The 26,756-nt window shown below is 72.0% G+C and carries 24 protein-coding genes; 11 read left to right on the top strand and 13 right to left on the bottom strand.

The genetic code is table 11. The annotated features are described in order from the left end of the window. Positions 1-18: 18 nt before the first annotated feature. The gene (nrdR, locus tag QSK20_RS05055; RefSeq protein ID WP_285787663.1) at positions 19-525 is read right to left on the bottom strand and encodes a transcriptional regulator NrdR; all 507 of its coding nucleotides are present in this window, start codon (positions 523-525) and stop codon (positions 19-21) included. Positions 526-1,040: 515 nt separating this feature from the next. Here nrdR and lexA point away from each other — a divergent pair. Continuing rightward, positions 1,041-1,826, top strand: coding sequence for a transcriptional repressor LexA (gene lexA / locus QSK20_RS05050; protein ID WP_285787374.1), 786 nt, complete (start codon positions 1,041-1,043; stop codon positions 1,824-1,826). A gap of 87 nt (positions 1,827-1,913) precedes the next feature. Here lexA and QSK20_RS05045 read toward each other — a convergent pair whose 3' ends face one another. Further along, positions 1,914-3,545 (bottom strand): hypothetical protein, encoded by a 1,632-nt coding sequence (locus QSK20_RS05045; protein ID WP_285787373.1) that lies wholly within the window; start codon positions 3,543-3,545, stop codon positions 1,914-1,916. A gap of 50 nt (positions 3,546-3,595) precedes the next feature. Beyond that, positions 3,596-5,047: a GTPase HflX gene (gene hflX / locus QSK20_RS05040; protein WP_285787372.1), complete on the bottom strand. Its 1,452-nt coding sequence runs from the start codon at positions 5,045-5,047 to the stop codon at positions 3,596-3,598. Between the two features lie 205 nt (positions 5,048-5,252). Between hflX and QSK20_RS05035 the strand changes: the two genes are divergently transcribed. Continuing rightward, positions 5,253-6,725 (top strand): NAD-dependent malic enzyme, encoded by a 1,473-nt coding sequence (locus QSK20_RS05035; RefSeq protein WP_285787371.1) that lies wholly within the window; start codon positions 5,253-5,255, stop codon positions 6,723-6,725. A gap of 123 nt (positions 6,726-6,848) precedes the next feature. Here QSK20_RS05035 and dapF read toward each other — a convergent pair whose 3' ends face one another. From dapF to QSK20_RS05020, 3 genes are read right to left on the bottom strand one after another with little or no spacing between them, the layout of a single operon-like run. After that, entirely contained in the window at positions 6,849-7,676 is an 828-nt protein-coding gene (gene dapF, locus QSK20_RS05030; RefSeq protein ID WP_285787370.1) for a diaminopimelate epimerase, read from the bottom strand. A gap of 42 nt (positions 7,677-7,718) precedes the next feature. After that, the gene (gene miaA / locus QSK20_RS05025) at positions 7,719-8,738 is read right to left on the bottom strand and encodes a tRNA (adenosine(37)-N6)-dimethylallyltransferase MiaA (protein ID WP_502888861.1); all 1,020 of its coding nucleotides are present in this window, start codon (positions 8,736-8,738) and stop codon (positions 7,719-7,721) included. Continuing rightward, positions 8,621-9,340 (bottom strand): class III extradiol dioxygenase subunit B-like domain-containing protein, encoded by a 720-nt coding sequence (locus QSK20_RS05020; RefSeq protein WP_285787368.1) that lies wholly within the window; start codon positions 9,338-9,340, stop codon positions 8,621-8,623. Before QSK20_RS05020 ends, miaA begins: the two co-directional genes overlap by 118 nt. A 330-nt stretch (positions 9,341-9,670) precedes the next feature. On the opposite strand from QSK20_RS05020, the gene QSK20_RS05015 reads away from it, so the two are divergent. From QSK20_RS05015 to QSK20_RS05005, 3 genes are all read left to right on the top strand, one after another. Next, on the top strand, positions 9,671-10,879 hold the full coding sequence (locus tag QSK20_RS05015) for a DUF349 domain-containing protein (protein WP_285787367.1): 1,209 nt from the start codon (positions 9,671-9,673) through the stop codon (positions 10,877-10,879). Between the two features lie 254 nt (positions 10,880-11,133). Continuing rightward, entirely contained in the window at positions 11,134-12,735 is a 1,602-nt protein-coding gene (locus QSK20_RS05010; protein ID WP_285787366.1) for a cellulase family glycosylhydrolase, read from the top strand. A 367-nt stretch (positions 12,736-13,102) separates the two neighbouring features. Beyond that, positions 13,103-14,101, top strand: a complete 999-nt coding sequence (locus QSK20_RS05005; protein WP_285787365.1) for a pectate lyase family protein — start codon at positions 13,103-13,105, stop codon at positions 14,099-14,101. A gap of 54 nt (positions 14,102-14,155) precedes the next feature. On the opposite strand, the gene miaB is transcribed toward QSK20_RS05005, so the two are convergent. After that, positions 14,156-15,655 carry a tRNA (N6-isopentenyl adenosine(37)-C2)-methylthiotransferase MiaB gene (miaB, locus tag QSK20_RS05000; RefSeq protein WP_285787364.1) on the bottom strand — a complete coding sequence of 500 codons (1,500 nt, stop codon included), beginning with the start codon at positions 15,653-15,655 and terminating at the stop codon, positions 14,156-14,158. Positions 15,656-15,708: 53 nt separating this feature from the next. Between miaB and QSK20_RS04995 the strand changes: the two genes are divergently transcribed. Beyond that, entirely contained in the window at positions 15,709-15,948 is a 240-nt protein-coding gene (locus QSK20_RS04995; RefSeq protein ID WP_285787363.1) for a DUF2277 family protein, read from the top strand. A gap of 112 nt (positions 15,949-16,060) precedes the next feature. Here the strand turns inward: QSK20_RS04995 and QSK20_RS04990 are convergent, their stop codons facing one another. Together QSK20_RS04990 and selD are read right to left on the bottom strand one after the other, a co-directional pair. Beyond that, on the bottom strand, positions 16,061-16,540 hold the full coding sequence (locus QSK20_RS04990; protein ID WP_285787362.1) for a hypothetical protein: 480 nt from the start codon (positions 16,538-16,540) through the stop codon (positions 16,061-16,063). A 249-nt stretch (positions 16,541-16,789) separates the two neighbouring features. Then, positions 16,790-17,776, bottom strand: coding sequence for a selenide, water dikinase SelD (gene selD / locus QSK20_RS04985; protein WP_145833653.1), 987 nt, complete (start codon positions 17,774-17,776; stop codon positions 16,790-16,792). A gap of 265 nt (positions 17,777-18,041) precedes the next feature. Here selD and QSK20_RS04980 point away from each other — a divergent pair, with 265 nt between their 5' ends. The 5 genes from QSK20_RS04980 (at position 18,042) to QSK20_RS04960 (ending at position 21,872) form a co-directional block, all read left to right on the top strand. Continuing rightward, positions 18,042-18,788 (top strand): amino acid ABC transporter ATP-binding protein, encoded by a 747-nt coding sequence (locus tag QSK20_RS04980; RefSeq protein ID WP_285787361.1) that lies wholly within the window; start codon positions 18,042-18,044, stop codon positions 18,786-18,788. A gap of 57 nt (positions 18,789-18,845) precedes the next feature. Beyond that, complete coding sequence (locus QSK20_RS04975) at positions 18,846-19,781, top strand: glutamate ABC transporter substrate-binding protein (protein WP_285787360.1); 936 nt, start codon at positions 18,846-18,848, stop codon at positions 19,779-19,781. Positions 19,782-19,855: 74 nt separating this feature from the next. Further along, on the top strand, positions 19,856-20,512 hold the full coding sequence (locus QSK20_RS04970; RefSeq protein ID WP_285787359.1) for an amino acid ABC transporter permease: 657 nt from the start codon (positions 19,856-19,858) through the stop codon (positions 20,510-20,512). Beyond that, complete coding sequence (locus QSK20_RS04965) at positions 20,509-21,375, top strand: amino acid ABC transporter permease (RefSeq protein WP_285787358.1); 867 nt, start codon at positions 20,509-20,511, stop codon at positions 21,373-21,375. Before QSK20_RS04970 ends, QSK20_RS04965 begins: the two co-directional genes overlap by 4 nt. Positions 21,376-21,695: 320 nt before the next feature. Beyond that, positions 21,696-21,872 carry a hypothetical protein gene (locus QSK20_RS04960; RefSeq protein ID WP_285787357.1) on the top strand — a complete coding sequence of 59 codons (177 nt, stop codon included), beginning with the start codon at positions 21,696-21,698 and terminating at the stop codon, positions 21,870-21,872. A gap of 309 nt (positions 21,873-22,181) precedes the next feature. Here the strand turns inward: QSK20_RS04960 and rny are convergent, their stop codons facing one another. The 4 genes from rny to QSK20_RS04940 form a co-directional block, all read right to left on the bottom strand. Beyond that, positions 22,182-23,948: a ribonuclease Y gene (rny, locus tag QSK20_RS04955; protein WP_285787356.1), complete on the bottom strand. Its 1,767-nt coding sequence runs from the start codon at positions 23,946-23,948 to the stop codon at positions 22,182-22,184. Positions 23,949-24,570: 622 nt separating this feature from the next. Beyond that, positions 24,571-25,314: a regulatory protein RecX gene (locus QSK20_RS04950; protein ID WP_285787355.1), complete on the bottom strand. Its 744-nt coding sequence runs from the start codon at positions 25,312-25,314 to the stop codon at positions 24,571-24,573. Positions 25,315-25,322: 8 nt separating this feature from the next. Beyond that, positions 25,323-26,369, bottom strand: coding sequence for a recombinase RecA (recA, locus tag QSK20_RS04945; protein WP_088980099.1), 1,047 nt, complete (start codon positions 26,367-26,369; stop codon positions 25,323-25,325). A 180-nt stretch (positions 26,370-26,549) separates the two neighbouring features. Beyond that, entirely contained in the window at positions 26,550-26,750 is a 201-nt protein-coding gene (locus QSK20_RS04940; protein ID WP_285787354.1) for a DUF3046 domain-containing protein, read from the bottom strand. Positions 26,751-26,756: the final 6 nt, after the last annotated feature.

Here is a 26,756-nt window from a genome sequence, read left to right as displayed (position 1 = left end):
CTTGTCCCTTGGAAAAACTCAGCTGGTGTGGTCGGCCACTGCGGCCGGGGCCCCGTCGCTCCCGGCACCGACCCGGGCGCGCGCCGCCGCCCGCAGCGTCTCGATCTCGCGCTCGAAGTCGGCCAGCGAGTCGAACGACCGGTAGACGCTGGCGAAGCGGAGGTAGGCCACCTCGTCCAGGTCCCGCAGCGGGCCCAGGATCGCCAGCCCCACCTCGTGACTCGGAAGCTCCGCCGCGCCCTTGGCCCGCACGGTCTCCTCGACCTTCTGCGCCAGCAGGGCGATCGAGTCCTCGTCGACCGGCCGCCCCTGGCAGGCCTTGCGGACCCCGCCGATGATCTTCGTCCGGCTGAACGGCTCGGTCACCCCGCTCCGCTTCACCACCGCGAGAACCGCCTCCTCCACCGTGGTGAAGCGTTTGCCACATTCCGGGCAGGCCCGGCGACGCCGGATCAACTGGCCGTCGTCGGCCTCCCGCGAGTCGACCACCCGGGAGTCGGCGTGCCGGCAGTACGGGCACCGCATCGCCGCACCTCCTTCATCGATCGCGGTCGCGCCCCGTTCCCGGACACGCGTGATCACGGCGGAACCATCGGTCGATGGCCGGCCGCCGTGGGCGCGAACGAGAAGTGCGGTCGGTAGTCGAACCCAACCTATAGGCGACTTACACCCATGTGACTACTACATCTAGGGGTCGACCGTATGCCTCCGGCCGACGGTGGTCAAGTTGAGCGACACGTCCGGCGCGTCACGTCGAACCCCCCACGTCCAACGCCCGGGACCGGGTGCCGGTTACCCCCGGACGAGGCGCGAATCGAACATGAGTTCGAGTGGACGTACCATTAAACAGAAATCCGCCCCCTCCAGGGACGGATTTCCCGGCGACACGCCGGAATATGGTCGTACAGACGTTTGAAAATGACCCATCCCACCTATACGGTCGGGAACAACCGGGCGCGGGCGCCGTCGAGGCGTCCCGGCTCGCCACCGTACGCACCACGAGCCGCCGAGGCACCCAGCGCCGACCAGGGAGGACGGACGTGTCGACCGAGGACCGGGCCAGCCGGCCGAAGCCCCCGCAGCAGATCGCCGAGGCGGGGCCTCCGGCCACCCGCCGTCGCGCCGCGCGCAGCCGGACGGGGCAGCCCGCGGTGCGCCCGGTCGCCCCGGTGGTCAGCGCCTTCCCCGACCCGGCCACGGTCGACCTGACCGCCCGGCAGCGACGGATCCTGGAGTTCATCCGGGACTGGGTCGACCGCCACGGTTACCCGCCCAGCGTGCGGGAGATCGGCGAGGCGGTCGGGCTGGTCTCCCCGTCCAGCGTCGCCTACCAGCTCAAGGAGCTGGAGCGGAAGGGCTTCCTCCGGCGCGACCCGAACCGTCCCCGCGCGGTGGACGTCCGCCCGCCCAGCGACATGATCGACGACGAGGCGACCCGCTCGCAGCGGCCGGCCCCGGCGTACGTGCCGATGCTCGGCCGGATCGCCGCCGGTGGACCGATCCTCGCCGAGCAGGCCGTCGAGGACATCTTCCCCCTCCCCCGCGAGCTGGTGGGCGAGGGCGAGGTCTTCATGCTCCAGGTCAAGGGCGACTCGATGCTCGACGCCGCCATCTGCGACGGGGACTGGGTCGTGGTCCGGCAGCAGCCCACCGCCGACAGCGGCGAGATCGTGGCCGCGATGCTCGACGGCGAGGCGACCGTCAAGACGTACCGCCACCGCGACGGGCACGTCTGGCTGATGCCGCAGAACCCGGCGTTCGACCCGATCCCCGGTGACGACGCCACCATCATGGGACGCGTCGTGGCGGTCCTCCGCCGCATCTGACCCCGGTCCAGCCGTATCCGGCCCTGGTGGTCCACCAGGGGGCCGTCGCCGCACCGTCGACGGCCCGGTCGCCGGTCTACCGCGCGGTCAGTACCGGGTGCCCCGGTAGTCGTGGCCGGGGCCGTTGGCGGGCCCGTACCCCTCCGGGTCGTGTCCGCCCCGGCGGCGGTGCTCCTCCTCGCCCCGCCGTCGACCGGACGGGCCACCCCGGCGCGGCGGTTCGGCCCGGCCGCCGCCGTACACGCCGCCGGAGGAGCCGCCACCGTACCCGCCGTCGCCGCCGTGGCCGCCCCGACCGCCCGAGGGGCCCCGGCCACCGTCCCGGTAGCCGCCACGTCCGCTGGCGGGCGGGCCGCCGTACACGTTCGCCCCGCCCTGACCGCCGTAGACCGCGCCTCCGGCGGGCGGGGCCGCGCCGCCGTAGACGTTCCCCCCACCGGCCCGACCGGCCGGACGGCCACCGGCGGCCGGCTGGCCACCGTAGACCGCGCCCCGCTGCGGCTCCCGGCCGGGCGGTGGCGGAGCGCCGGGGCGGCCGGGAGCACGACGGTCGACGTCGTCGCGGCCCGGCACCTCACCGCTGACGTACACGTCGTCGCCGCTGCGCTTGGTCGCCTCCGGTGGGCGGCGACGGGCCCGGACGATACCGACGATCCCCGCCCCGACCAGCAGCGCGCCGAGCACACCGACCGCCGCGATCAGGTACGTGATGTCGTCCAGGCTGAGCCCGTCCAGGAAGGAGCGGTCGGCCGCCTCCTTGGCCTTCGACTTGCCGGCCACCGGCGCGGCGCCCTTGCTCGACGGCGGGTACGCCAGGATGTCGACCTTCGCCTCCTCGCCCAGCTGACCGACGTCGGAGACGGTGACGAAGAGCTTGCCGTCGGGGGTGTAGGAGATGGCCTCGCCGAACGGGTCGGCCAGCGGGGTGACCCGGGGTTCGCCCTTGGTCAGGGCGGCCACGATGTCGCCACCGGTCACGTCGTACTCGAACGCGTCGGCGTAGGTGCGCAGCACCACCCGGCTGCCGTCGGGTGAACGGGCCGCCCCGGTGATCGCGATCCGCCCGGGCCCGTGGAACACGTTGGGGGTGTTGGTCTTGGGCAGGCCGATCTCGCCGAGCTTCTGCATCGGCACCGGCTCGGCGTTGTTCTTCTTCAGGGCCGCCGTCGGGGTGAAGATCTGCGCCTTGCCGCTGAGCGTCTTGGTGATGATCAGCGGTTTGCCGTCGTCACCGATCAGCAGCGCCTCGGCGTCGTGCGGTTTGCGCTCCGGGTAGGCGACCCGGTGCAGCTCGGGCTGCTCCGAGCCGTCGACCGGCATGGTCCACAGCGCCACCCGCTCGCGCTTCTGGTCGTTGTCGCCGATGTCGGCGATCCAGAGCGTCTCGCCGTCCGGGGAGAGGGCCAGGTCCTCCGGGTCCAGCGGCCCCTGCCCGGAGTACCGGACGGTCTTGGTGACCTCGCACTTCGCGTCCAGGAAGAAGATCCGCTTGTGGCTGTCGACGTCCGTGCTGTCGTTGACCACGATGTAGCCGCTCTTCGTCGCGACCAGCCCGGAGAGCTCCCGGAGCCGCTCGTCGGTGACCGAGCAACGCTTCTCGCCGGCCGCCGGGGCGTTCGAGGCGTCGGGGGCCGGGGCGGCGACCGCCGCCCCGGCGATCCCCACGGTCACCGTGAGCAGGCCGAAGGCAACCGTGATCGAGGAAACCGCGCGCCGCATGGGCTCAGTGTCGCATGTTCCGCTCACCGTTCGGACGACCCGGCGGCCCCTTACGGACGACGTGCGGCGACGGCGTTCTCCGCCGTCTCGAACGGCGCCAGCTCGGCGGCGAGCGCCGCACCGACCCGGACGTGCAGCAACGTGCCCTCGGCCAGATGGGCCGTGCTGAGCACCTCGCCCTGCCGGTGCACCCGCGCGACCAGGTCGCCCCGGTCGTACGGCAGCACCGCGCGGACCTCGACCGCCGGGCGGGGCAGGCGTGCCTCGACGGCGGCCCGCAAATCCTCGATCCCGCGCCCCGAGTGCGCGGAGACGAAGATCGCGTCCGGCCAGGCACGCTTGAGCCGCAGCAGCGTCTCCTCATCGGCGGCGTCGATCTTGTTGACCGCCAGCAGTTCGGGCAGCCGGTCGGCGCCGACCTCGGCGAGCACCTCGCGGACTGCCCGCACCTGCTCCTCCGGGTCGGGGTGGGTGCCGTCGACCACGTGCACCACCAGGTCGGCGTCGGCCACCTCCTCCAGCGTCGACCGGAACGCCTCGACGATCTGGTGCGGCAGGTGCCGGACGAAGCCGACCGTGTCGGAGAGGGTGTAGAGGCGACCGTCGGCGGCGGTGGCCCGCCGGGTGGTCGGGTCGAGGGTGGCGAAGAGCGCGTCCTCAACCAGCACGCCCGCGCCGGTCAGCCGGTTCAGCAGGCTGGACTTGCCGGCGTTGGTGTAGCCGGCGATGGCCACCGCGGGCACCGCGTTGCGGGAGCGGCGGGCGCGCTTGGTCTGGCGTACCGTCCGCATGGCCTTGATCTCGCGGCGCAGCCGGGAGATCCGGTGGCGGATGCGCCGCCGGTCGGTCTCCAGCTTGGTCTCACCGGGACCACGCACGCCCACGCCGCCGCCGGCGCCGCCGCCGCGACCGCTACCACCGGTCTGCCGGGAGAGGGTCTCACCCCACCCACGCAGCCGGGGCAGGAGGTATTCGAGCTGGGCCAGTTCGACCTGCGCCCGGCCCTCCCGGCTCTTGGCGTGCTGGGCGAAGATGTCGAGGATCAGCGCGGTCCGGTCGACCACCTTGACCTTGGTGCGCTGTTCCAGGTTGCGCAACTGGGACGGGGAGAGCTCCCCGTCGCAGATCACCGTGTCGGCGCCGGTGGAGAGGACCACCGCGCCCAGGTCGTCGACCTTGCCCCGACCGATGTAGGTGGCCGGGTCCGGGCGGCTGCGCCGCTGGATCAGCCCCTCCAGCACCTGCGAGCCGGCGGTCTCGGCGAGCGCGGCCAGTTCGGTGAGGGAGTTCTCCGCGTCGGTCACCGTGCCCTCGGTCCAGACCCCGACCAGCACGACCCGTTCCAGCCGGAGTTGGCGGTACTCGACCTCGGTGATGTCGGTGAGTTCGGTGGAGAGACCGGGCACCCGACGCAGCGCCTGACGCTCCTCCAGTTCCAGCTCGCCGGTGGTGGCGTCGAGTTCCTCGTCCTCGACCGGGACGAAGCCCTGCTGCTCTCGCAAACCGCTCTCCTGTCCGTTTTGGTAGGTACGAAGCAATCGTGACACGCGTACGGCCCCGCCGCACCTGCTATTTTCCCGTCCGCCGATGGATCACGCGCGGCCCGTGTCACCCTTCTCCGGGCCGAGTGTCGGTCCGATCCGGCGAACCGGTAGAAATGCGGGGTCGGCGGCACCGGGGCCGTCGAGCCGTTACCGGAGGAACCCTGTGGCCATCACCCGACTGCCGAGCGCCGGATTCTCGATCACCATCCGGATCGCCGTGCCCGCCGACGCGTCGTCGATCGGCCGGCTCACCACCTGTGTCGGGGAGGCCGGGGCCATCGTCACCGCGCTGGACGTGGTCGACTCCGACCCGAACCACGTGGTGGTCGACCTGACCTGCGACACCGCCGACGCCGGCCACGCCGACCAGGTGGTCCAGGCGTTGACCGAGCTGGACGGCGTGGACGTCCGCAAGGTCTCCGACCGGACCTTCCTGCTGCACCTGGGCGGCAAGATCGAGGTCAGCCCGAAGGTGGCGCTGCGCAACCGGGACGAGCTGTCCCGCGCGTACACGCCGGGGGTGGCCCGGGTCTGCCAGGCGATCGCGGAGAACCCGGCCGACGCCCGCCGGCTGACCATCAAGCGCAACACGGTGGCCGTGGTCAGCGACGGCTCGGCCGTGCTCGGCCTCGGCAACCTGGGCCCGGCCGCCTCGCTGCCGGTGATGGAGGGCAAGGCGGCCCTGTTCAAGCGGTTCGGCGGGGTGGACGCCTGGCCGGTGGTGCTGGACACCCAGGACACCGACGAGATCGTCAACATCGTCCGGGCGATCGCGCCGGCGTACGGCGGGATCAACCTGGAGGACATCGCCGCGCCGCGCTGCTTCGAGATCGAGGCCCGGCTGCGGGACCTGCTGGACATCCCGGTCTTCCACGACGACCAGCACGGCACCGCGATCTGCGTGCTCGCCGCGCTGACCAACGCGCTGCGCGTGGTGGGCAAGAACCTGTCGGACGTCCGGGTGGTGGTCTCCGGCGCGGGCGCGGCCGGCACGGCGATCATGAAGCTGCTGCTGCGCCAGGGCGTGGGCGACATCATCGCGTACGACCGGCAGGGCGCGCTGCACCGTGGGCTGTCCGACCTCAACCCGGCGTGGCAGTGGCTGGCCGAGAACACCAACCGGGAGAACTACTCCGGTGACCTGCGCGGGGCGGTGGCCGGCGCGGACGTCTTCATCGGGGTGAGCGCGCCGAACCTGCTCACCGGCGAGGACGTCGCCACCATGGCCAAGGACGCGATCGTCTTCGCGCTGGCGAACCCGGACCCGGAGGTCGACCCCCGGGAGGCGCGCAAGCACGCCGCGGTGGTCGCCACCGGCCGCTCCGACCAGCCGAACCAGATCAACAACGTGCTCGCCTTCCCCGGCGTCTTCCGGGGCATGCTGGACGCGCACGCCGAGGAGTTCACCGAGGAGATGGCGATCGCCGCCGCCCGCGCCATCGCGGACGTGGTCGGCGAGGACAAGATCAACCCGACGGTGATCGTCCCCAGCGTGTTCGACTCCCGGGTGGCCCCCGCGGTGGCCGCCGCCGTCCGGGCCGCCGCCCAGAACCCCGGCGCCACGGCTCCCCCGGCCGCCGATTCCGGCCCGGCCGACCTTCCCGAGATCGCCGCCGCCTCCTCCGCCACCCCCTGACCGGTCCGGCTCCACCCGGGCTCCAGGTGTTTGTGTGTCTGCAGGGGACCCTTCCTCGTCGAAAACGAGTAACAGGGGTCCCCTGCAGAGGTCCTGGTCGCCCCCGGCGGTCCGCGCGGTGGATCAGAGGAGCGTGCCGGTGGCCACCAGGAGGGCGGGGCCGGCGAGCCAGCAGGAGTGCGGCTCGATCGTGACCGTCAGCCGGCCACCGGGGACGTCGACCGCCACCACACCGGTCTCCCGGCCGGCGTCCCGCAGCGCCACGGCCGCCACCGCGCAGGCCCCCGTGCCGCAGGAGAGCGTCTCGGCCGATCCGCGCTCGTACACCCGCATCAACACGTGCCCGTCGGTGCCGTCGACCGGCTCGCCCGGACTGGTGAACTCGACGTTCACCCCGGCCGGGAAGAGCGCCGGGTCGACCCCGGGCGGACGGGTGAGGTCGAGGGTGGCCAGGTCCAGCCCGGCCGGCAGCGCGCAGACCAGGTGCGGGTTGCCGACGTCGACGGCGGTGCCGGGCAGGGTCAGCCCGCCGAGTGTGGCCACCCCGGCGTCGTAAAGGTCCGGGCGGCGCATCTCGACGGCGATGGACTCCCCGTCCAGGCGGGCGCGGACCACGCCGGCCCGGGTCGCCACCGGCAGCAGGCCGTCGGCCGGGGCGGCCAGCCCGCTGGCGACGAGGTAACGGACGAACACCCGGGCGCCGTTGCCGCACATCTCGGCGAAGGAGCCGTCCGCGTTCCAGTAGTCCATGAACCACTCGGCCTCGCCGGCCTGCCCGGCGCCGTCCGGGTGTTTCGCGGCCCGGACCACCCGCAGCACGCCGTCACCGCCGACGCCGCGTCGCCGGTCGCAGAGCGCGGCGACCCGCTCGGGGGTCAGCGTCAGACGCCCGTCCGGGTCGGGCAGGATCACGAAGTCGTTGCCGGTGCCATGGCCCTTGGTGAACTCCACGCCCCCATCATTCCGCAGCGGCCCACGGCGTCCGGCGGGTGCTCACTCCGCCGAGGCCCGCACCACCGCACACGCCGCCCCGACCAGGTCCGGGGCGGCGGCGTCCAGCCAGTGCACCCGGGGGTCACGACGGAACCAGGAGCGCTGCCGGCGGACGAACCGGCGGGTCGCCCGGATCGTCTCGTCGTGTGCCTCGGTCTCGGTCGACTCGCCGGCCAGGAAGCGCAGCACCTGCTGGTAGCCGAGCGCCCGGCTGGCCGTACGTCCCTCGGGCAGGCCGTGGCCGACCAGCTCGCGGGTCTCGGCGACCAGCCCGTCGGCCCACATCCGGTCCACCCGGCGGGCGATCCGCTCGTCCAGGACGGCGGTGTCCAGGTCGACGCCGAGCTGCACGGACGGGTAGAACGGGGTCGGCTCGGGCAGCGAGGCGGCGAAGGGCGCGCCGGTCAGCTCGACGACCTCCAGCGCCCGGACGATCCGTCGCCCGTTCCCGGGCAGGATGGTCGCGGCGGCGGCCGGGTCGGCGGCGCGCAGCCGCTCGTACAGCGGGGCCGGGCCGACGGCGGCCAGCTCGGCCTCCAGGCGTCCGCGCAGCTCCGGGTCGGTGCCGGGGAACTCGAACCGTTCCAGCACCGCCCGGACGTAGAGGCCCGAGCCGCCGACCAGCAGCGGGACCTTTCCCCGGGCGAGGATGTCGTCGACCGCCGCGCGGGCGAGCCGCTGGTACTCGGCGACGCTCGCCGGTTCGGTGACCGGCCAGATGTCGAGCAGGTGGTGCGGGACGCCCTCGCGTTCGGCCGGGGTCAGCTTGGCGGTGCCGATGTCCATGCCCCGGTAGAGCTGCATCGAGTCGGCGTTGACCACCTCACCGTCGAGCGCGTGGGCCAGGGCGATGCTCAGCGCGGACTTCCCGGCGGCGGTCGGCCCGACCACCGCGACGACGCTCACGCCCGCTCCCAGTCCGCCACGAGGTAGGCCACGCCGTAGGGGGCGGTGTGGTGGGTCAGCTCGCCCCGCCAGTCGCCGCCGGCCGCGCGCACCGCGCCGGCCAGCACCTGCCAGGGCGCCCGGCCGGCGACCCGCAGCTGCGCCGAGAGCCCCGGGTCCAGGCCGCCCAGGGCGGCGGTGTCCGCGCCGGCCAGGGCCAGGGCGACCCCGTCGTCGTACGGCTGGGCCCGCGGGTCGTCGTAGCCGGGCGCCTTCTGCCCCCGGCAGGCCGACCCGTCCCCGAGCACCAGCAGCGCGGTGCGCGCCCCGTCGGCGTCGGACAGCTCCGCCCCGAGCCGGGCGCACTCGTCGGGCGTGGCGTCGACGGCGACGGAGTGGGCGAACCGGGGCAGGTCCGTGCCGGAGCGACCGACCAGCCACGCGCCGATGGTCAGGCTGAGCGGGAGGTGGGGGCCGCCGGCACAGTTGACCTTCCACAACCGGATGTACCGGTCGACACCGTACGGACGGAGCGAACCGTGGTCGGCGGGCCGGAACCGGGTCGTCCGGGGCCCGGAGCCGATCAGCAGGAGCTGCTCCGGCCGGGCGTCGAGCAGCCGGGCGACCGCCGCGTCGCAGGCCGCGCGGAGGTCGTCGAGTTCACCGGCGGCCGCGCCGGCGACCTCGGGCACGAGCAGCGGCGGATGCGGGCAGACGGCGGCGGCGACCAGGGACACGGGGCAACCGTATCGGCCGGGCGCGGCCGACGCCCCGGGGCCCACGGGGAACACCGGCCGCGCCCGGGTCCGGTGGGCTGCCGGCCTGGTCGCCCCCGCTGTCCGCCGGGCCGTTCCGGTACGCCGTACCGTACGGGGTACGTCAACAACCGAGAAGCCGACCGTCGAAAGACGACGGTCCGGGGTAGGACACCGTATGGTCACGGTCGGCGATAGGCGCTCGACGCGGACCCGGTGGGACCTGTGACAATGCCGGGGGAGAAACTTGCTGCGCCGTGGCGGCGATCACGGGACTGTCCCCGTCGACGCCGGGAGAACGAGGATGGGCACATGAGCGACTGGACTGCCTTCGGACGGGTGGACGCGGACGGCACCGTGTACGTCAAGACCGCCGAGGGCGAGCGGGTGGTCGGATCCTGGCAGGCCGGAGCACCGGAGGAGGGGCTGGCCCACTTCGCCCGCCGCTTCGCCGACCTGGTCACCGAGGTCGACCTGGCCGAGGCCCGACTCAACTCGGGGGCGGCCGACGCCAGCGGATCACTGACCACGGTCCGCCGGCTGCGGGATTCGCTGGCCGAGGCGCACGTCGTCGGGGACATCGACGCGCTCGCCGCCCGGCTGGACAAGCTCGCCGCGCTCGCGGAGGAGAAGGCCGGCGAGGCGCGGGCGGCCCGCGACGCCGCGCGGGTCGAGGCCGTGGCCCGTAAGACCGCCCTGGTGGAGGAGGCCGAGAAGCTCGCCGCCGAGTCCACCGGGTGGAAGACCGCAGGCGACCGCCTCAAGGAGATCCTCGACGAGTGGAAGACCATTCGTGGGGTCGACAAGAAGACCGACGGTGAGCTGTGGAAGCGGTTCGCCGCCGCCCGGGACGGGTTCACCCGGCGTCGGGGCGCGCACTTCGCCTCCCTGGACTCGCAGCGCAAGCAGGCGCAGTCCGCCAAGGAGCAGCTGGTCGCCGAGGCCGAGTCGGTCAAGGGCTCGACCGAGTGGGCGGCCACCGCCAACCGGCTCAAGGAACTGATGGCCGAGTGGAAGGCCGCGCCGCGCGCCTCGAAGGAGGCCGAGCAGAAGCTCTGGGAACGGTTCCGGGCGGCTCAGGACGAGTTCTTCACCCGGCGGAGCGAGGTCTTCTCGGCACGGGACAACGAGCAGCGCGCCAACCTGGAGCGCAAGCAGGCCCTGCTGGCCGAGGCCGAGGCGCTGGACGTCGACGCCGACCCGCGCGGCACGCAGGCGAAGCTGCGGGAGATCCAGGCGCAGTGGCACGAGGCCGGGCGGGTGCCCCGGGACGCGGCGGCCGGCCTGGAGCGGCGGATGCGGGCGGTGGACGACCGGGTCCGTGAGGCGATGGACTCCGCGTGGCGGCGTACCGCGCCGCAGGACAACCCGCTGCTGGCCCAGATGCGCGCGCAGGTCGCCGAGGCCGAGGAGCGGCTGAGCCGTGCCCAGGCCGCCGGGGACGCCAAGCGGATCCGGGAGGCCGAGCAGGCGCTCGCGTCCAAGCGGCAGTTCCTCCAGCTCGCCGAGCAGGCTGGCTGACCAACCGTCGACCGCCCCCGTGTGCCCCGGAGTCCGGGGCACACGGGGGCTTCGTCGTTCGCCGGCTCCGGCACCGGGCCGGTAGGCCCCCGCCCGCCGTAATGTTGACGGCCGCAGCGTCGGCGGCGCGACGTTGACGGGCGCGATCGGCGGCGACCAGAATGAGCGTGGAGCCAGGGCACCCCGCCACGCACACGTGGCCATCTTCCGCACGGCAGGTCCGGGCACGGATCCCTCGGAATGGAGCTCTGGCAATGTCCCGTACCCTCCGTCGCGGCATGCTCGGCGGCGTTCTCGCCGCCGTGGTGACCGCGACCGTCGGCGTGCTCGTCGCCGCCGCCCCCACCCCCGCGCCGGCCGTCACCGCGAACGCCGGCACCGGCACCGGTTACCTGCACACCGACGGCAACCGGATCGTCGACGCCACCGGCGCCACGGTGCGGATCACCGGCATCAACTGGTTCGGCATGGAGACCGACAACAAGACCTTCCACGGTCTCTGGTCCACCAACCCGTGGCGCAACCAGATCGACACCATGGCCCGCCTCGGCTACAACACCCTGCGGGTGCCGTACTCGAACGACGCGCTGAAGCCGGGCGCGACCGCCAGCGGCATCAACGACTTCGTCAACCCCGACCTGGTCGGGCTCTCCCCGTTGCAGATCCTCGACCGGGTGATCGAGTACGCCGGTGGCAAGGGGATGCGGATCATCCTGGACCGGCACCGGCCGACCGCCGGTGGCCAGTCGGCGCTCTGGTACACCTCGACGGTCTCCGAGCAGACCTGGATCGACGACTGGAAGATGCTCGCCCGCCGGTACGCCGGCAACACCACCGTCATCGGCGCCGACCTGCACAACGAGCCGCACGCCGAGGGGACCAACCCGAACGCCACCGGTGCCTGTTGGGGCTGTGGCGTCCCGGCCCGGGACTGGCGACTGGCCGCCGAGCGGGCCGGCAACGCGATCCTCGGCGTACAGCCGAACTGGCTGATCTTCGTGGAGGGGGTGAGCTGCCCGAGCGGCGGCCTCTCCAACGTCTGGGACGGCGACCCCAGCAACGACGAGGACTGCGGCTGGTGGGGTGGCAACCTGTCGAAGGCCGGCGAGTTCCCGGTCCGGCTGAGCGTGCCGAACCGGCTGGTCTACTCGCCGCACGAGTACGCCACCTCGGTCTACGAGCAGGCCTGGTTCGACGCGCCCGACTTCCCGGCGAACCTGCCCGGGATCTGGGACAGGTACTGGGGTTACCTGTACAAGCAGAACATTGCTCCGATCATGATGGGCGAGTTCGGCAGCACGCTCGCCGACCCCCGGGACAAGGTCTGGCTGGAGCGGCTGATGGCCTACACCGGCACCGGGGTCAACGGGATGTCCTTCACCTACTGGTCGTGGAACCCGAACTCGGGGGACACCGGCGGCATCGCCCTGGACGACTGGACCACCATCAACACCACCAAGCAGGCGATCCTCCAGCCGTACCTGATCGCCCCGGTCGGTGGCGGCCCCTCCCCCACCCCGACCGGCGGCCCGTCGTCCCCGCCGCCGGGCGGCGGGTGCACGGTCGCGTACCGGACGACCAACACCTGGCAGGGCGGCTTCCAGGGTGAGCTGACCGTCACCAACACCGGTGGCGCGGCGGTCAACCCGTGGCGGGTCACCTGGTCCTGGCCGAGCGGGGTCACCGTCGCCAGTGGCTGGAACGCCACGGTGACCCAGAGCGGTGGCACGGTGACCGCTGCGGCGCCCACCTGGACCCCGTCGCTGGGTGCCGGCGCCTCGGTGACGATCGGCTTCACCGCCAACGGCCCGACCAGCACGCCGAGCGCGGTCACGCTCAACGGCACCGCCTGCTGACCGTTCCTCCGGCGGCGGCCGTCACCGGCTCCCGGTGACGGCCGCCGTCGCGCGTTCCCCGGCGGGACCGACCGGCGGGTGGGCCCGGGCCAGGGCCAGGGCCAGGGCCACCGCGCCGACGACCCATGGAATCGACACCAATCGGTGATCGACTTGTGACGCGGTGTTTACATCGGGGGGCGGTTGTGTTTGTATCGGGAAAGCGCTTACCTGACCGGTCGAAGCGTAGTGCGGGAGCTGGAAACGTTCGTTCAGCACGAGGACAACCGTCCCCCCGGTCACCGGCCGACCCCCGACGTCGCCTTGGGCACGACGTCCCACCGGTCCGCCGGGCCGGGTGTCCACCGCTCCAAGAAGGGAAGCAACCATGCTCGCAGGACGGCGTCGCCTGACGCTGCTCGCCACCACCGCCGGTGCCACCGCGGCGCTGGTCACCGCCGGTATGCTCACCTCCGTCACCGCCCAGGCCAGCCCCACCGCCGGCACCGAGTCGGTGCCGCAGCCAGCCTCGACCGCCCTGGTCGGCTGGGCCACCCAGAACGGCGGCACCACCGGCGGCGGCAGCGCCCCGACGACCACGGTCACCAGCGCCTCGGCGCTGACCAGCGCGCTCGGTTCCAGCAGCGCGGCGGTGATCCGGGTCTCCGGCACCATCTCCTGCTCCGGCATGCTGCGGGTCCGGTCGAACAAGACCATCCTCGGCAACGCCGGTGCGACCATCTCGGGCTGCGGTTTCAACATCAACGGCGACCGCAACGTCATCATCCGGAACCTGACCTTCCGGGGCTGGAACGACGACGCGATCAACGTCCAGGAGTCCGCCACCAACCTCTGGATCGACCACAACACCTTCACCGGCGGCAGCGACGGCGCGGTCGACATCAAGCGCGGCTCGGACTTCATCACGGTGTCCTGGAACCGGGTCTACGGCCACGACAAGTCGATGCTGCTCGGGCACAGCGACGACAACGCCAGCCAGGACCGGGGGCACCTCCGGGTGACCTACCACCACAACTGGTTCGACGGCAGCGGCCAGCGCCACCCGCGGGTCCGCTTCGGCAACCCGGTGCACGTCTACAACAACTACTACTACAACAACGGCGGCTACGGGGTGGCGTCCACCGAGGGCGCCGGTGTGCTCGTCGAGGGCAACTACTTCGAGAACGTCGACGACCCGTACCACCTCGGGGAGGGCAGCTCCGGGCCGGGCACCCTGGTCGCCCGGAACAACCACTTCGTGAACTCGGGCAGCGGGCAGGCCGGCGGCAGCGTCGCCAGCATCCCGTACGCGTACACGCTGGACACCCCGAGCAGCGTCAAGTCGATCGTGACCGCCGGCGCGGGCGCCGGCCGGATCTCGGTCTGATCCACCCGGAAGGATCGGGGCCCCGCCGAGCGGCGGGGCCCCGGTCGCGTCGGCTCAGTGCGCGGCGCAGCCGGTGGCCGGCGCGGGCGACGCGGCCGGCGCGCCGACCGTGGGCAGGCCGAGCAGCACCCCGGGGGTACGCGGCGCGAGCCCCGCCTCGGCGGCGTCGCCGGCCCGGGTGCGCCGGTGCGACACCGGCTCGCCGTCGGCGTTGAGATGGTGCGGGGCGGCGTAGGTGACCGTGGTGTGCACGATGTCGCCGGGACGGACCGTACCGGCCAGCGACCCCGCGTCGAAGTGCACCAGCCGACCGTCGCGGGCCCGGCCGGACATCCGGCCGGTGCGCTCGTCCTTGCGGCCCTCACCGACGGCGACCAGCACCTCGACGGTCTCCCCGACCAGCTTGCGGTTCTCCGCCCAGGTGATCTCCTCGACGCAGGCGATCAGCCGCTCGTAACGCTCCTGCACGACCTCCTTGGGCAGTTGCCCGTCCATCGTGGCGGCCGGGGTGCCGGGGCGCTTGGAGTACTGGAACGTGAACGCCGAGGCGAACCGGGACTCGCGGACCACGTCGAGGGTGCGCTGGAAGTCCGCCTCGGTCTCGCCGGGGAAGCCGACGATGATGTCGGTGGTGATGGCCGCGTCCGGCATCGCCGCACGCACCTTGGCGATGATGCCGAGGTAGCGCTCGGCCCGGTACGACCGGCGCATCGCCTTCAGCACGTCGTCCGACCCGGACTGCAACGGCATGTGCAGCGAGTGGCAGACGTTCGGGGTCTCGGCCATCGCGGCGATCACGTCGTCGGTGAAGTCCTTCGGGTGCGGGCTGGTGAACCGGACCCGCTCCAGGCCCTCGACGTCACCGCAGGCGCGCAGCAGCTTGCCGAAGGCGTACCGGTCGCCGAACTCGACGCCGTAGGAGTTGACGTTCTGCCCGAGCAGGGTCACCTCCAGCACGCCGGAGTCGACCAGGGTGCGGACCTCGGCGAGGACGTCGCCGGGGCGGCGGTCCTTCTCCCGGCCGCGCAGCGAGGGCACGATGCAGAACGTGCAGGTGTTGTTGCAGCCCACCGAGATGGAGACCCAGCCGGCGTACGTCGACTCGCGCCGGGTGGGCAGCGTCGAGGGGAAGACGTCGAGGGACTCCAGGATCTCCACCTCGGCGGCGGCGTTGTGCCGGGCCCGCTCCAGCAGCACCGGCAGGGAGCCGATGTTGTGGGTGCCGAAGACCACGTCCACCCAGGGGGCGCGGCGGACGATGTCACCGCGGTCCTTCTGGGCCAGGCAGCCACCGACCGCGATCTGCATCCCCGGGTTCCGGGTCTTGACCGGACGCAGGTGACCCAGGTTGCCGTAGAGGCGGTTGTCGGCGTTCTCCCGGACCGCGCAGGTGTTGAAGACGACCACGTCGGGGTGGTCGTCGGCCTCCGGGGCGCGCACGTAGCCCGCCTGCTCCAGCAGACCGGAAATGCGTTCGGAGTCGTGCACGTTCATCTGGCAGCCGTACGTACGCACCTGGTAGGTGCGCGGGCTGCCCACGGCTGCGGTAGTCATGACGGTGACAGCGTATCCGGGCCGGACCGACCGGCCCGAACCGAGGAGGAACCATGTGCCGGAGCATCAAGACCCTGCGGGAGCCGTACGTCCCGACGGTCACCGACGCGGACGTGCACGCCGCGGCGTTGCAGTACGTCCGGAAGATCTCCGGTTTCCGCGCGCCCGCCGCGCACAACGCCGCCGCGTTCGAGGCGGCGGTGACCGCCGTCGCCGCCGCCACCCAGACGCTGCTCGACCAGCTCGTGGTCCGGGGCGCCAGCCGTTCCGGACCGTCCCCCGCCACCGACTGACCCCGGTCGCCCGCCACGGCCGCCCGGTGCTCCGGGCCACCCGGGGCTCGGGCCGTCCCCGTCCCGGGTGTTCCTCGGCGATCCGCCGCGACGACGCCGGGGCGGCCTCCGGTCAGGCCGCCGCGAGCGCGGGCACCACCGAGTCGGGGGCCCACCGCGAGCGGTGACACTGGGACCAGCCCCGGCAGCCCGGGTGGGACAGGGTGCACAGCCGCTGGTCGGTGAGTTCCTCGCCGTCGTCGGTCTCGCGGACCTCGAAGTGCACCGGACGGATCGTGCCGTCCGGGGTGACCAGCAGGTGCCGCCCGGCGTCGAGGGTGTCGTCGCGCAGCACGCAGGGGCGGTCCAGCAGGCGGGCGAGCGCCGCCACGGTGGTGTGCTCACCGACCCCCTCGGGCACCCCGTAGCAGTCCACGACGGTGGCGAACTCCCCCGGCGCCTGCCACACGTCGCAGATCACCGCGTACACCGGGAGCCGACCGGGGTCGGCCGCGGCGAGCGGCATCACCACCCGACCGAGCGCCTCCGCCAACGCCGGGTAGACCTCCACCGGTCGTACCCGGTCAATTCTCCAGCTCCACAGCTCGGTCATGCCGCCTCCGCACTGTGCTCGTCCCCAGGGGCCTCCGGTTCGGGCCTTACTGACGATGGTGGAGGTGATTTGGCCCGAGGCGGGGGCAAGTTACCGGTCTGTGACCATTCCGGGCAAAATTTCCACGCCCCCGCCCACGGGAGATGACAGAAACCTGACATTCCATCAGGTATGGTGCCGCGTCCGCACCCCACACTGCACGCCGGCCACGGTTACGCCCCACCCGCGGTCACCGGCGGTCGCCAGGTGTCAGCGGAGGACGATCCGGTGGTCGCCCCCGGGGAGGAGTTCGCCGATCACGGTGGCGCCGGGCAACTCGCCGGCGACCAGCAGGCCGCCGGAGGTCTGGGCGTCGGCCAGCAACAGCCGGTCCTCCTCGCCGACCCGGCCGAAGTCCGTCCACGGGGTCACCCACTCCAGGTTTCGGCGGCTGCCGCCGCTGACGTAGCCGTCCCGCACCGCCTCCCGCGCCCCGGGGAGGTAGGGCACCCGGGCGGCGTCCAGCGCCACGGTCAGCCCGCTGGCCCGGGCGAGCTTGCTGGCGTGGCCGAGCAGCCCGAATCCGGTCACGTCGGTGCCGCAGCGCACCCCCGCCGCGACCGCGGCCCGGGCGGCGTCCCGGTTCAGGGTGGTCATCGTCGCCACCGCCTCGGGGAAGCTCTCCCCGGTGGCCTTGTGCCGGGTGTTGAGCACCCCGACCCCGAGCGGCTTGGTCAGCGACAGGGGCAGTCCGGCCCGCCCGGCGTCCAGGGTGATCAACTCCTCGGGGCGAACCACCCCGGTCACCGCGAGACCGTACTTGGGGCCGTCGTCGTCGACGCTGTGCCCACCGGCGAGGTGGCAGCCGGCCGCTCGGGCCACGTCCTGCCCGCCGCGCAGCACCTCCCGGGCCAGCTCGATCGGCAGCGCCTCCCGAGGCCAGCAGAGCAGGTTGAGCGCGAGCAGCGGGGTGCCGCCCATGGCGTAGACGTCGGAGAGGGCGTTGGTGGCGGCGATCCGGCCCCAGTCGTACGCGTCGTCGACCACCGGGGTGAAGAAGTCGGCGGTGCTGACCACGCCGGTCCGCTCGTCGAGCCGGACCACGGCCGCGTCGTCCCCGTGGTCCAGGCCGACCAGCAGTTCGGCGGTGCCGCCGGTCGGGCCGAGACCGGACACCATCCGCTCCAGCTCGCCCGGCGGAATCTTGCACGCACAGCCACCGCCACGGGCGTACTCGGTCAACCGGACCGGTTCCATCCCTGCCTCGCCTTCCCCCGGCCGAACCGGGCATTGCCCCGACCCCACGCGCCTGCCGCGCTGGTCGGGGGCCCTTTGCCCGGTTCGGACCCGTCCGCCCGGACGCCAATGTGCCGGATCTCCGACTTCGCGCCACGATAGCTGCCGGTGTTACCGCTCCGTGACCCGCTGAGTTGCGTTCTGCCATGCCGGCCCGCCTAGAGTTGCCCCACCGGAGGTCGCCCGATCTCCGCGCCCAGGCGATGACGAGGGACGGTGGACGACGGTGACGACGGGCGAACCGCTCATCGTGCTCGATTCGGTCAACAAGTGGTTCGGTCCGCTGCACGTGCTGAACGACGTCTCGCTCTCGGTCGGCCGGGGCGAGGTGGTCGTGGTCATCGGCCCGTCCGGCTCCGGCAAGTCGACGCTGTGCCGCGCGATCAACCGGCTCGAACCGATCACCTCCGGCACGATCACCTTCGACGGGCAGCCGCTGCCCGCCGAGGGCAAGGCACTGGCGAAGCTGCGCAGCGAGGTCGGCATGGTCTTCCAGTCGTTCAACCTCTTCGCGCACAAGACGATCCTGGAGAACGTCACCCTCGGTCCGGTGAAGGTCCGCAAGGAGAAGCCGGCGGCCGTCCGGGAACGGGCGATGGCGTTGCTCGACCGGGTCGGCATCGCCAACCAGGCGGACAAGTTCCCGGCCCAGCTCTCCGGCGGCCAGCAGCAGCGCGCGGCGATCGCCCGCGCCCTCGCCATGCAGCCCAAGGCGATGCTCTTCGACGAGCCCACCAGCGCGCTGGACCCGGAGATGGTCGGTGAGGTGCTGGAGGTGATGACCTCACTGGCCCGCGACGGCATGACCATGGTCGTGGTCACCCACGAGATGGGCTTCGCCCGGCACGCGGCCAACCGGGTCATCTTCATGGCCGACGGCCAGCTCGTCGAGGACGCCTCCCCGAACGAGTTCTTCGCCAACCCGCGCAGCGAGCGGGCCAAGGACTTCCTCTCCAAGATCCTCACGCACTAGGCGTCCGTCCGGAGCGCGCCGTTCCCCCGGCAAGCTCAGTCGAAGAAGGAGAAGATCATGCGGTTCAAGCGCGTGGCGGCGGCAGCCATGATGGCGTCGCTCGCCCTCTCGGTCGCGGCCTGCGGCAAGGAGGGCACCCCGACGCCGAGCGGCGACGGCAACTCCCCCGGTGCCGGCAACGCCGACACCTGCCAGACCTCGGGTGTGACCTTCACCCCGAAGACCGACGCCGCCGTCGCCGGCAGCCCGACGTTCGACAAGATCAAGAGCGCCGGCAAGGTCGTCGTCGGCGTCAAGTTCGACCAGCCGTTCCTCGGCTACAAGGACGCCCAGGGCACCCGGTGCGGCTTCGACATCGAGATCGCCCAGTACGTCGCGAGCACGCTCGGCGTCGACCCGGCGAAAATCGAGTACAAGGAGATCGCCTCCGCCAACCGGGAGACCGCGATCAAGGGTGGCGAGGTCGACTACTACGTCGGCACCTACTCCATCACCGACAAGCGCAAGAACGACATCTCGTTCGCCGGCCCGTACTTCGTCGCCGGCCAGGACCTGCTGGTCCGCAAGGACGAGACCGCGATCACCGGCAAGGACACCCTCAAGGGCAAGAAGGTCTGCTCGGCGACCGGTTCCACCCCGATCCAGAAGGTCCGGGACGAGGGGCTGACCGAGCCGGAGAACATCGTCGAGTTCAAGACCTACTCCGAGTGCGTCTCGCAGCTGCTCGACAAGAAGGTCGATGCGGTCACCACCGACGACGCCATCCTCAAGGGCTACGCGGCGCAGGCCAGCGGCGAGCTGAAGGTCATCGGCCAGCCGTTCAGCACCGAGAAGTACGGCATCGGCCTGCCCAAGGACGACAAGGCGTTCCGCGACTACGTCAACGACCAGATCCAGGCCGCCTTCACCGACGGCACTTGGCAGAAGGTCTACGACGGCACGCTGGGCAAGTCCGGCTCGCCGGCCAGCCCGCCCACCCTCGAGCGGTACTGACCTGCGTTCGTGACGCGGTGACGGGCGGGAAACTCCCCGCCCGTCACCCGCGCTGAGGACTGAGAGCGAGAGGCATGGGCGAGTTCTTCCGCGTCCTGACGGACAACAAGGACCTGTTCGTCGACGGCTTCACCAACACCGTCAAACTGTTCCTGATCGCCGCCGTGGGCAGCCTCGTCCTCGGCATGCTGCTCGGCGCGATGCGGGTCTCTCCGGTCCCCGCGCTCCGGGCCTTCGGCGCCACCTACGTCAACCTGATCCGGAACACCCCGTTGACCCTGGTCTTCGCGTTCCTCGTCTTCGCGGCGCCGAAGCTCGACGTCAACATCGACTACTTCGAGAGCGCCACCATCGCGCTGACCGTCTACACTGCGGCCTTCGTCTGTGAGGTGGTCCGCTCCGGCGTGAACACCGTCGCTCCGGGCCAGGCCGAGGCGGCGCGGGCACTGGGCATGACCTTCGGTCAGGTACTGACCCTGATCGTGATGCCGCAGGCGCTGCGGGCGATGGTGCCGCCGATGATGAGCGTGCTGATCGCGATGCTGAAGAACACCACCATCGCCGCCGGTTTCTCGGTGCTGGAGGCGGGCGCGATCCCGGCGTACATGTCCGAACGCGGTGAGCCGCAGTTCGCCGTGCTGCTCTGGATCACCATCGGCTTCCTGATCCTGATCCTGCCGCTGGTGGCCCTGCAACGATTCCTCGAGCGCAAGTGGGCGGTAGCGCGATGACGTCGGTGCTCTACGACCTGCCCGGGCCGAAGGCCCGCCGGCGCAACGCGATCCTCGGCGTCGTCTCGACGGTCGGCATCGTCGCGCTCGTCGCGTTCGTGATCTTCCGGTTCAACGAGACCGGCCAGTTCGAGGCGCGCAAGTGGGAACAGCTCCAGTACGCCTCGGTGCAGCGGGAACTCCTCGCCGGCCTCTGGGCCACCCTCAAGGCGGCTGGTCTCGCGACCGTACTGGCGCTGCTTTTCGGTGCGGTCTTCGCCAGCGCCCGGCTCAGCGACAGGTGGCTCCTGCGGTCTCCGGCAACCTTCGTGGTGGAGCTGTTCCGGGCCATCCCGCTGCTGATCCTGATCTTCTTCGGCTACTACGTGCCGTTGCAGTACGGCTGGCCGATCGACAAGCTCTGGGCGCTGGTCATCGGGCTGACGCTCTACAACGGCTCGGTGCTGGCGGAGATCTTCCGCGCCGGCATCAACGCCGTGCCGCACGGGCAGTCCGAGGGCGCGTACGCGATCGGGATGCGCAAGAACCAGGTGCTGCGGCTGATCCTGCTGCCGCAGGCGTTCCGCTCGATGCTGCCGGCGATCGTCAGTCAGCTCGTGGTGCTGCTCAAGGACACCGCGCTCGGGTTCATCATCACGTACCCGGAGCTGCTCTTCGTCGGCAAGCAGGTCGGTGGGCGACTGTCGTTCGGCCTGCCCTACGTGCCGACGTACCTCGTGGTCGCCGCGATCTACATCAGCATCTGCGGCCTGCTCTCCTTCTTCGCCTGGTGGTTGCAGCGCCGGCTGAGCCGGATGCCCCGTACGGCCGGCAAGGTGCTGCCCGCCCAGGACGCCGGAGCGGAATCAGCCCGCGCCGTCTGAGGGACGTGCCTGCGGAAGGGGCGGACGGCGGCTGCCGTCCGCCCCTTCCGTGTCGGCGCTCCCGTCCACCATGATCTGCCCGCCCGACCCGACCCATGGCGACCCGCCGACGCCGCCGGATCGCACCCGAGCCGGCACCGCATTCGCCAATCAGTCACGGATCGTGTCGACAATCTGACACTCTGCTAGTGCCATCGATGGAACTTCCACCAAGATGGTCGCTGACATTCAAGTTTGTCGATGGATTGTCGCCGGCGTCGTTCGCCGACGTTCGGAACGTGACCGGACCCGGCGGACGGACGACCAGAACGGGGTGGCACATGACACGCGTCAGGAAACTCGGGATGTCGGCGGCGGCGTTCGCCATGACCGCCGGGGCCCTGTTGGCCCCCGGCTCGCCGGCGCAGGCGGCGAGCTGCTCCGTGGGCGGGAACATCGGGGTGAACGGCGGCTCGGGTTGGGCGACCTGCACCGGCGTGACCAGCGCCCGAGTCTAGGTCCGCTGCGAGGAGAACAGCGGCGCCCAGTACACCGCGTACGGTCCCTGGGTCGGTGCGGGCGTGCAGTCCCGCGCCCGGTGCCACGAGTACGCCTGGGTCGTGACGGTCGGGGCGCAGTACACCTGATGCCGCGGCCCCGGCGTCACGCGCCGGACGACCTCCCGGTCGCGATCGGCTGACGGGGCGCCGGCCACGGGGCGTCGCCACCGTCCACCGCCACGATGGGGCACCCGTTCCTCGGGTGCCCCATCCGCGCGTCCCCGTCGAATCGGCCTGCCGCCGTCAGCCGCCGGGCCGAACCCCCGGTCAGCGGGCGATCTCGGTGACCCGGGACTCGCGGACCACGGTCACCCGGATCTGCCCCGGGTAGGTCAGCTCCTCCTCGATCTGCTTGGCCACGTCCCGGGCCAGCACCGCCGCGCCGATGTCGTCCACGTCGTCCGGCTTGACCATCACCCGGATCTCCCGGCCGGCCTGCATCGCGAAGACCTTCTCCACGCCGAGCTTGCCGGCGGCGATCTCCTCGATCCGCTCCAGCCGCTTGACGTACGCCTCCAGGCTCTCCCGCCGGGCCCCCGGCCGCCCGCCCGAGCAGGCGTCCGACGCCTGGGTCAGCACGGCCTCGATGGTCTGCGGGGGCACCTCGTTGTGGTGCGCCTCGATGGCGTGGACGACCTCCTCGCTCTCGCCGTACTTGCGGGCCACGTCCGCGCCGATCAGCGCGTGGCTGCCCTCCACCTCGTGGGTGAGCGCCTTGCCGATGTCGTGCAGGAAGGCGCACCGCTTGATGGTCGGCACGTCCAGCCGCAGTTCGGCGGCCATGATCCCGGCGATGTGCGCGGTCTCCACCAGGTGCTTGAGCACGTTCTGCCCGTACGACGTCCGGTAGCGCAGCCGGCCGAGGAGGGTGGCCAGTTCCGGATGGATGTCGGTGATGCCGACCTCGACCAGGGCGTCCTCGGCGGCCCGCTGGCAGAGCTCGTCCACCTCCTGCCGGGCCAGGTCGTGCACCTCCTCGATCCGGTGCGGGTGGATCCGCCCGTCCAGGACCAGCTTCTCCAGGGTGAGTCGGCCGACCTCCCGGCGGACCGGGTCGAAGCAGGAGAGCAGCACCGCCTCGGGGGTGTCGTCGATGATCAGGTTGACCCCGGTGACCGACTCGAAGGCGCGGATGTTGCGTCCCTCCCGGCCGATGATCCGCCCCTTCATCTCGTCACCGGGCAGGTGCAGGACGCTGACCACGCTCTCCGCGGTCTGCTCGCTGGCGACGCGCTGGATCGCGTCCACCACGATGTGCCGGGCGCGCTGGTCGGCGGTGTTGCGGGCGTCCGACTCGATGTCCCGGACCAGCAGCGCCGCCTCCCGCTTGGCAGACGTCTCGATCGCCTCGATCAGCTCCGCACGGGCCGCCTCGACGGTCAGCCCGGCGACCCGCTCCAGTTCCCGGCGCCGCTGCTCCTCCGCCTCGACGAGGGCCTGTTCCCGGTCGACCAGTGCGGCCTCCCGGGCAGCCAGGGCGGCGCTGGCGGCGGCCAGCTGACGTTCCCGCTCGGCGAGCCGTTCCACCTCCTCGGTGTGCAGCCGCTCCCGCTCGTCCATCCGGGCCGCCCGCCGCTCGACCTCGGCGGCCTGCTCCCGGGTGGTGGAGGCGAGCACCGCCACCTCCCGCTCGCCGCTGCGTCGGGCCGCTGCCCGCAACTGCTCGGCGTCGGTCTCGGCCTGCTTGTGGGCGCGTTCCAGGACGGTGTCCGCCTCCAGCCGGGCCGCCTCCAGCACCCGGCGCGCCTCGTCCCGGGCGGCGGTCGCCTCGGCCTTGGCTCCGGCGGCCTCGGCCCGGGCCGCCGCTGCGGCGGACTTCGCCACGTCGGCGGTGGAGTGGGCCTCGTCGGCGGCGGTACGCAGCGCCGCCAGCGACTGTTCCTGGCGGTCCTTCTCGGCGGCGAAGGCCGGGTCCTCGGGAGCGGGCGCCGCGCCGAGCCGGCGCAGGGTCCGGGCACCGAGGACGACCGCGCCGGCCACCACGAGGGTCAGGAGCACGACCACCCCGAGCAGGACGACGTCGAAGGCACTCATGCCGGCACCCCGTGGGGACCACCGCTGATCCTCTGCCGCCCCGTCATGGCCGCCTCCCCTGAACCGTCGACGCCGCAGCGGTCACGTGCCGGTGGGCACGCACCTGCGGCTCCTAGACGCCCGACCGGAGCGACTGGCCATGGGTAGGTCTCCGTCGGCGGTGACCCCCCTTGGTCATCGCCGACGGCCGGGTGCAGTTGTCTCGCCGACGTCGGACCGGGCGGTCCGACGCCGTCGTATGGCCAGACGAGCTGGCCGAAGTGATGCTGTTCTGTTACACGATCTATGTTGTGCGCTTAGCCTGCGCTGGTCGGGCAATGTGAGCCTGTAAGGCGAGGCTAGGTGCCGAGAGGCCTTCCGGTCAAGGACTCATGATCAAAATAGGCGGACAGAGGGCAGTCGAATGGTCACGCCACGCTCATCCATTATCGGGCATAGCGCAGCGAAGCGGGCAGCAGTCCCGACCGGGGACCGCCATCACGACTACTGATCGCACATGCCACATCACGCAAGCCATCCAGTCGTCCTCGATCCCGTCGTCGGGCACCCTGAGCCTTCCATCCCCATGGCGATCATGACGATGGCGGGACCGGAAACCGGTTGCCGCTGCCGAACATCATGATCAGCCAAGCGAAGGATCGGCGTCGGGATCGGGCGTGAGGGCGTCGGGGTCGATCTGGTCGGCGAACTCGGCGGCCTCCGCGCTCTGCGCGGCCAGGGCATCCTTCACCGCCCGGATCGCCAGACCCGGCGGGTAGCCCTTGCGGGCGAGCATGCCGACCAGCCGTCGGAAGACCGCGTCCGGCTCGCCCCGGGCAGACCGCAGCTTACGGTCCACCAGGGCGCGCGCCGTCTCCGCCTCGGTGGCCTCGTCCAGTTCGCCGAGCGCCGCACCGGCGACCTCGTTGTCCACCCCGCGCTGACGCAACTCGTTGGCGAGCGCCCGCCGGGACAGTCCCCGCCCGGCGTGCCGACTCGACACCCAGGCCCGGGCGAACGCGGCGTCGTCGATGATGCCGACCTCGTCGTACCGGTCGAGCACCTCGGCGGCGGCCTCCGGGGAGATGCCCCGGCGGGCCAGCGCCCCGGCCAGTTCCGCCCGGGTCCGGGGCCGGACCGCGAGCTGGCGGAGGCAGATCTCCCGGGCCGCCTCCGCCTCGTTGCGCGGCTCGGCGCGGGGCGGGTCGTCGGACGAGGAGGATTCGTCCGACAGGTCAGCCGGCCAGGTGCCGTCGTCGACCGGGTCGGCGGCCGCGTCCGGTCCGGAACGACCCCGGCGTCCCCGCCGGGGCCGTGCGGGGAGGTCACCCGTCCGGGGAGGGATGGCGTCCCAGCCCCGCCCCGAACGGGCCCGTCGTCCCACCACGCGGCCGGTCAGAAGTCGACCGGCGGCAGCTCGGGGCCACCGGCCGCGTCGCCGGCCCCGACACCCACGCCGAGCTTCTCCAGGATCTTCTTCTCGATCTCGGCCGCCACGTCCGGGTTCTCCCGGAGGAACTCGCGGGCCTTCTCCTTGCCCTGGCCGAGCTGGTCACCGTCGTAGGTGTACCAGGCACCGGACTTGCGGATGATCGACTGCTCGACGCCGACGTCGATCAGCGAGCCCTCCCGGGAGATGCCCTTGCCGTACATGATGTCGAACTCGGCCTGCTTGAACGGGGCGGCGACCTTGTTCTTCACGACCTTGACCCGGGTGCGGTTACCGACCACGTCGGTGCCGTCCTTCAGGCTCTCGATCCGACGGACGTCCAGCCGGACCGACGCGTAGAACTTCAGCGCCCGACCACCCGTGGTGGTCTCCGGCGAGCCGAACATGACACCGATCTTCTCGCGGAGCTGGTTGATGAAGATCGCCGTGGTGCCGGTGTTGTTGAGCACACCGGTGATCTTCCGCAGCGCCTGGCTCATCAGCCGCGCCTGGAGACCGACGTGGCTGTCGCCCATCTCGCCCTCGATCTCGGCGCGCGGCACCAGGGCGGCGACCGAGTCGATCACGATGATGTCGAGCGCGCCGGAGCGGACCAGCATGTCGGCGATCTCGAGGGCCTGCTCACCGGTGTCGGGCTGGGAGACCAGCAGCGCGTCGGTGTCGACGCCGAGGGCCTTGGCGTACTCCGGGTCGAGCGCGTGCTCGGCGTCGACGAAGGCGGCGATGCCGCCGGCCCGCTGCGCGTTGGCGACCGCGTGCAGGGCGACCGTGGTCTTACCGCTGGACTCGGGACCGTAGATCTCGACGACCCGACCCCGGGGCAGACCGCCCACGCCGAGCGCCACGTCGAGCGCGATCGAGCCGGTGGGGATGACCGCGGTCTGGATGACCGGCCGCTCCCCCAGACGCATCACCGAACCCTTGCCGAACTGCTTGTCGATCTGCGCGAGAGCAAGGTCGAGTGCCTTCTCCCGGTCGGGCGTTGCCGCCATGGTTACCCCTGCCTTCGCCGGCGTCTTTCCTGAGCTTCTCGTCACGCGGACACGCTAGGCGCTGGGTCCGACAAGAACCAGCCGACCGGCCGTGGCCTGTGGACGAGCACCCCGCTGTGGACAATAGCCGAACACCTGTACGAGACGGCAAGCGACACACCCACGTGACGAAAGGGCAGCTCAGCGCAGTCGCGCGGGCACCCGGTCCGGGTACGCGGCGCACACGGCCCGCCACACCACGTGGGTCTGCTCACCCGAGGCGAGCGCCTCGTCGATGGTCCGCCCGCCGAGCTGGGCGAGGACCTGGTCCCGGGCGATGCTGCCCGCGTAGCCGGCCCCGAACGCCTCCTCGAGGCGGCTCCAGAAGTCGGTCAGCCGCACCGCGTT

Origin of the sequence: Micromonospora sp. NBRC 101691 (genome assembly GCF_030269285.1) — a bacterium.
Lineage (GTDB): Bacteria > Actinomycetota > Actinomycetes > Mycobacteriales > Micromonosporaceae > Micromonospora > Micromonospora echinospora.
This window is presented reverse-complemented; position numbering and strand designations above follow the sequence as displayed.

Excerpts from the sequence above, each read along its gene's own strand:
- recA (WP_088980099.1), bottom strand. The coding sequence starts at position 26,369 with ATGGCGGCAACGCCCGACCGGGAGAAGGCACTCGACCTTGCTCTCGCG.
- QSK20_RS05045 (WP_285787373.1), bottom strand. The coding sequence starts at position 3,545 with ATGCGGCGCGCGGTTTCCTCGATCACGGTTGCCTTCGGCCTGCTCACG.
- QSK20_RS04995 (WP_285787363.1), top strand. The coding sequence starts at position 15,709 with ATGTGCCGGAGCATCAAGACCCTGCGGGAGCCGTACGTCCCGACGGTC.
- QSK20_RS04990 (WP_285787362.1), bottom strand. The coding sequence starts at position 16,540 with ATGACCGAGCTGTGGAGCTGGAGAATTGACCGGGTACGACCGGTGGAG.
- QSK20_RS04965 (WP_285787358.1), top strand. The coding sequence starts at position 20,509 with ATGACGTCGGTGCTCTACGACCTGCCCGGGCCGAAGGCCCGCCGGCGC.
- nrdR (WP_285787663.1), bottom strand. The coding sequence starts at position 525 with ATGCGGTGCCCGTACTGCCGGCACGCCGACTCCCGGGTGGTCGACTCG.
- QSK20_RS04960 (WP_285787357.1), top strand. The coding sequence starts at position 21,696 with ATGACACGCGTCAGGAAACTCGGGATGTCGGCGGCGGCGTTCGCCATG.
- QSK20_RS04970 (WP_285787359.1), top strand. The coding sequence starts at position 19,856 with ATGGGCGAGTTCTTCCGCGTCCTGACGGACAACAAGGACCTGTTCGTC.
- rny (WP_285787356.1), bottom strand. The coding sequence starts at position 23,948 with ATGAGTGCCTTCGACGTCGTCCTGCTCGGGGTGGTCGTGCTCCTGACC.
- miaB (WP_285787364.1), bottom strand. The coding sequence starts at position 15,655 with ATGACTACCGCAGCCGTGGGCAGCCCGCGCACCTACCAGGTGCGTACG.
- QSK20_RS05015 (WP_285787367.1), top strand. The coding sequence starts at position 9,671 with ATGAGCGACTGGACTGCCTTCGGACGGGTGGACGCGGACGGCACCGTG.
- selD (WP_145833653.1), bottom strand. The coding sequence starts at position 17,776 with ATGGAACCGGTCCGGTTGACCGAGTACGCCCGTGGCGGTGGCTGTGCG.
- QSK20_RS04975 (WP_285787360.1), top strand. The coding sequence starts at position 18,846 with ATGCGGTTCAAGCGCGTGGCGGCGGCAGCCATGATGGCGTCGCTCGCC.
- QSK20_RS05005 (WP_285787365.1), top strand. The coding sequence starts at position 13,103 with ATGCTCGCAGGACGGCGTCGCCTGACGCTGCTCGCCACCACCGCCGGT.
- QSK20_RS05010 (WP_285787366.1), top strand. The coding sequence starts at position 11,134 with ATGTCCCGTACCCTCCGTCGCGGCATGCTCGGCGGCGTTCTCGCCGCC.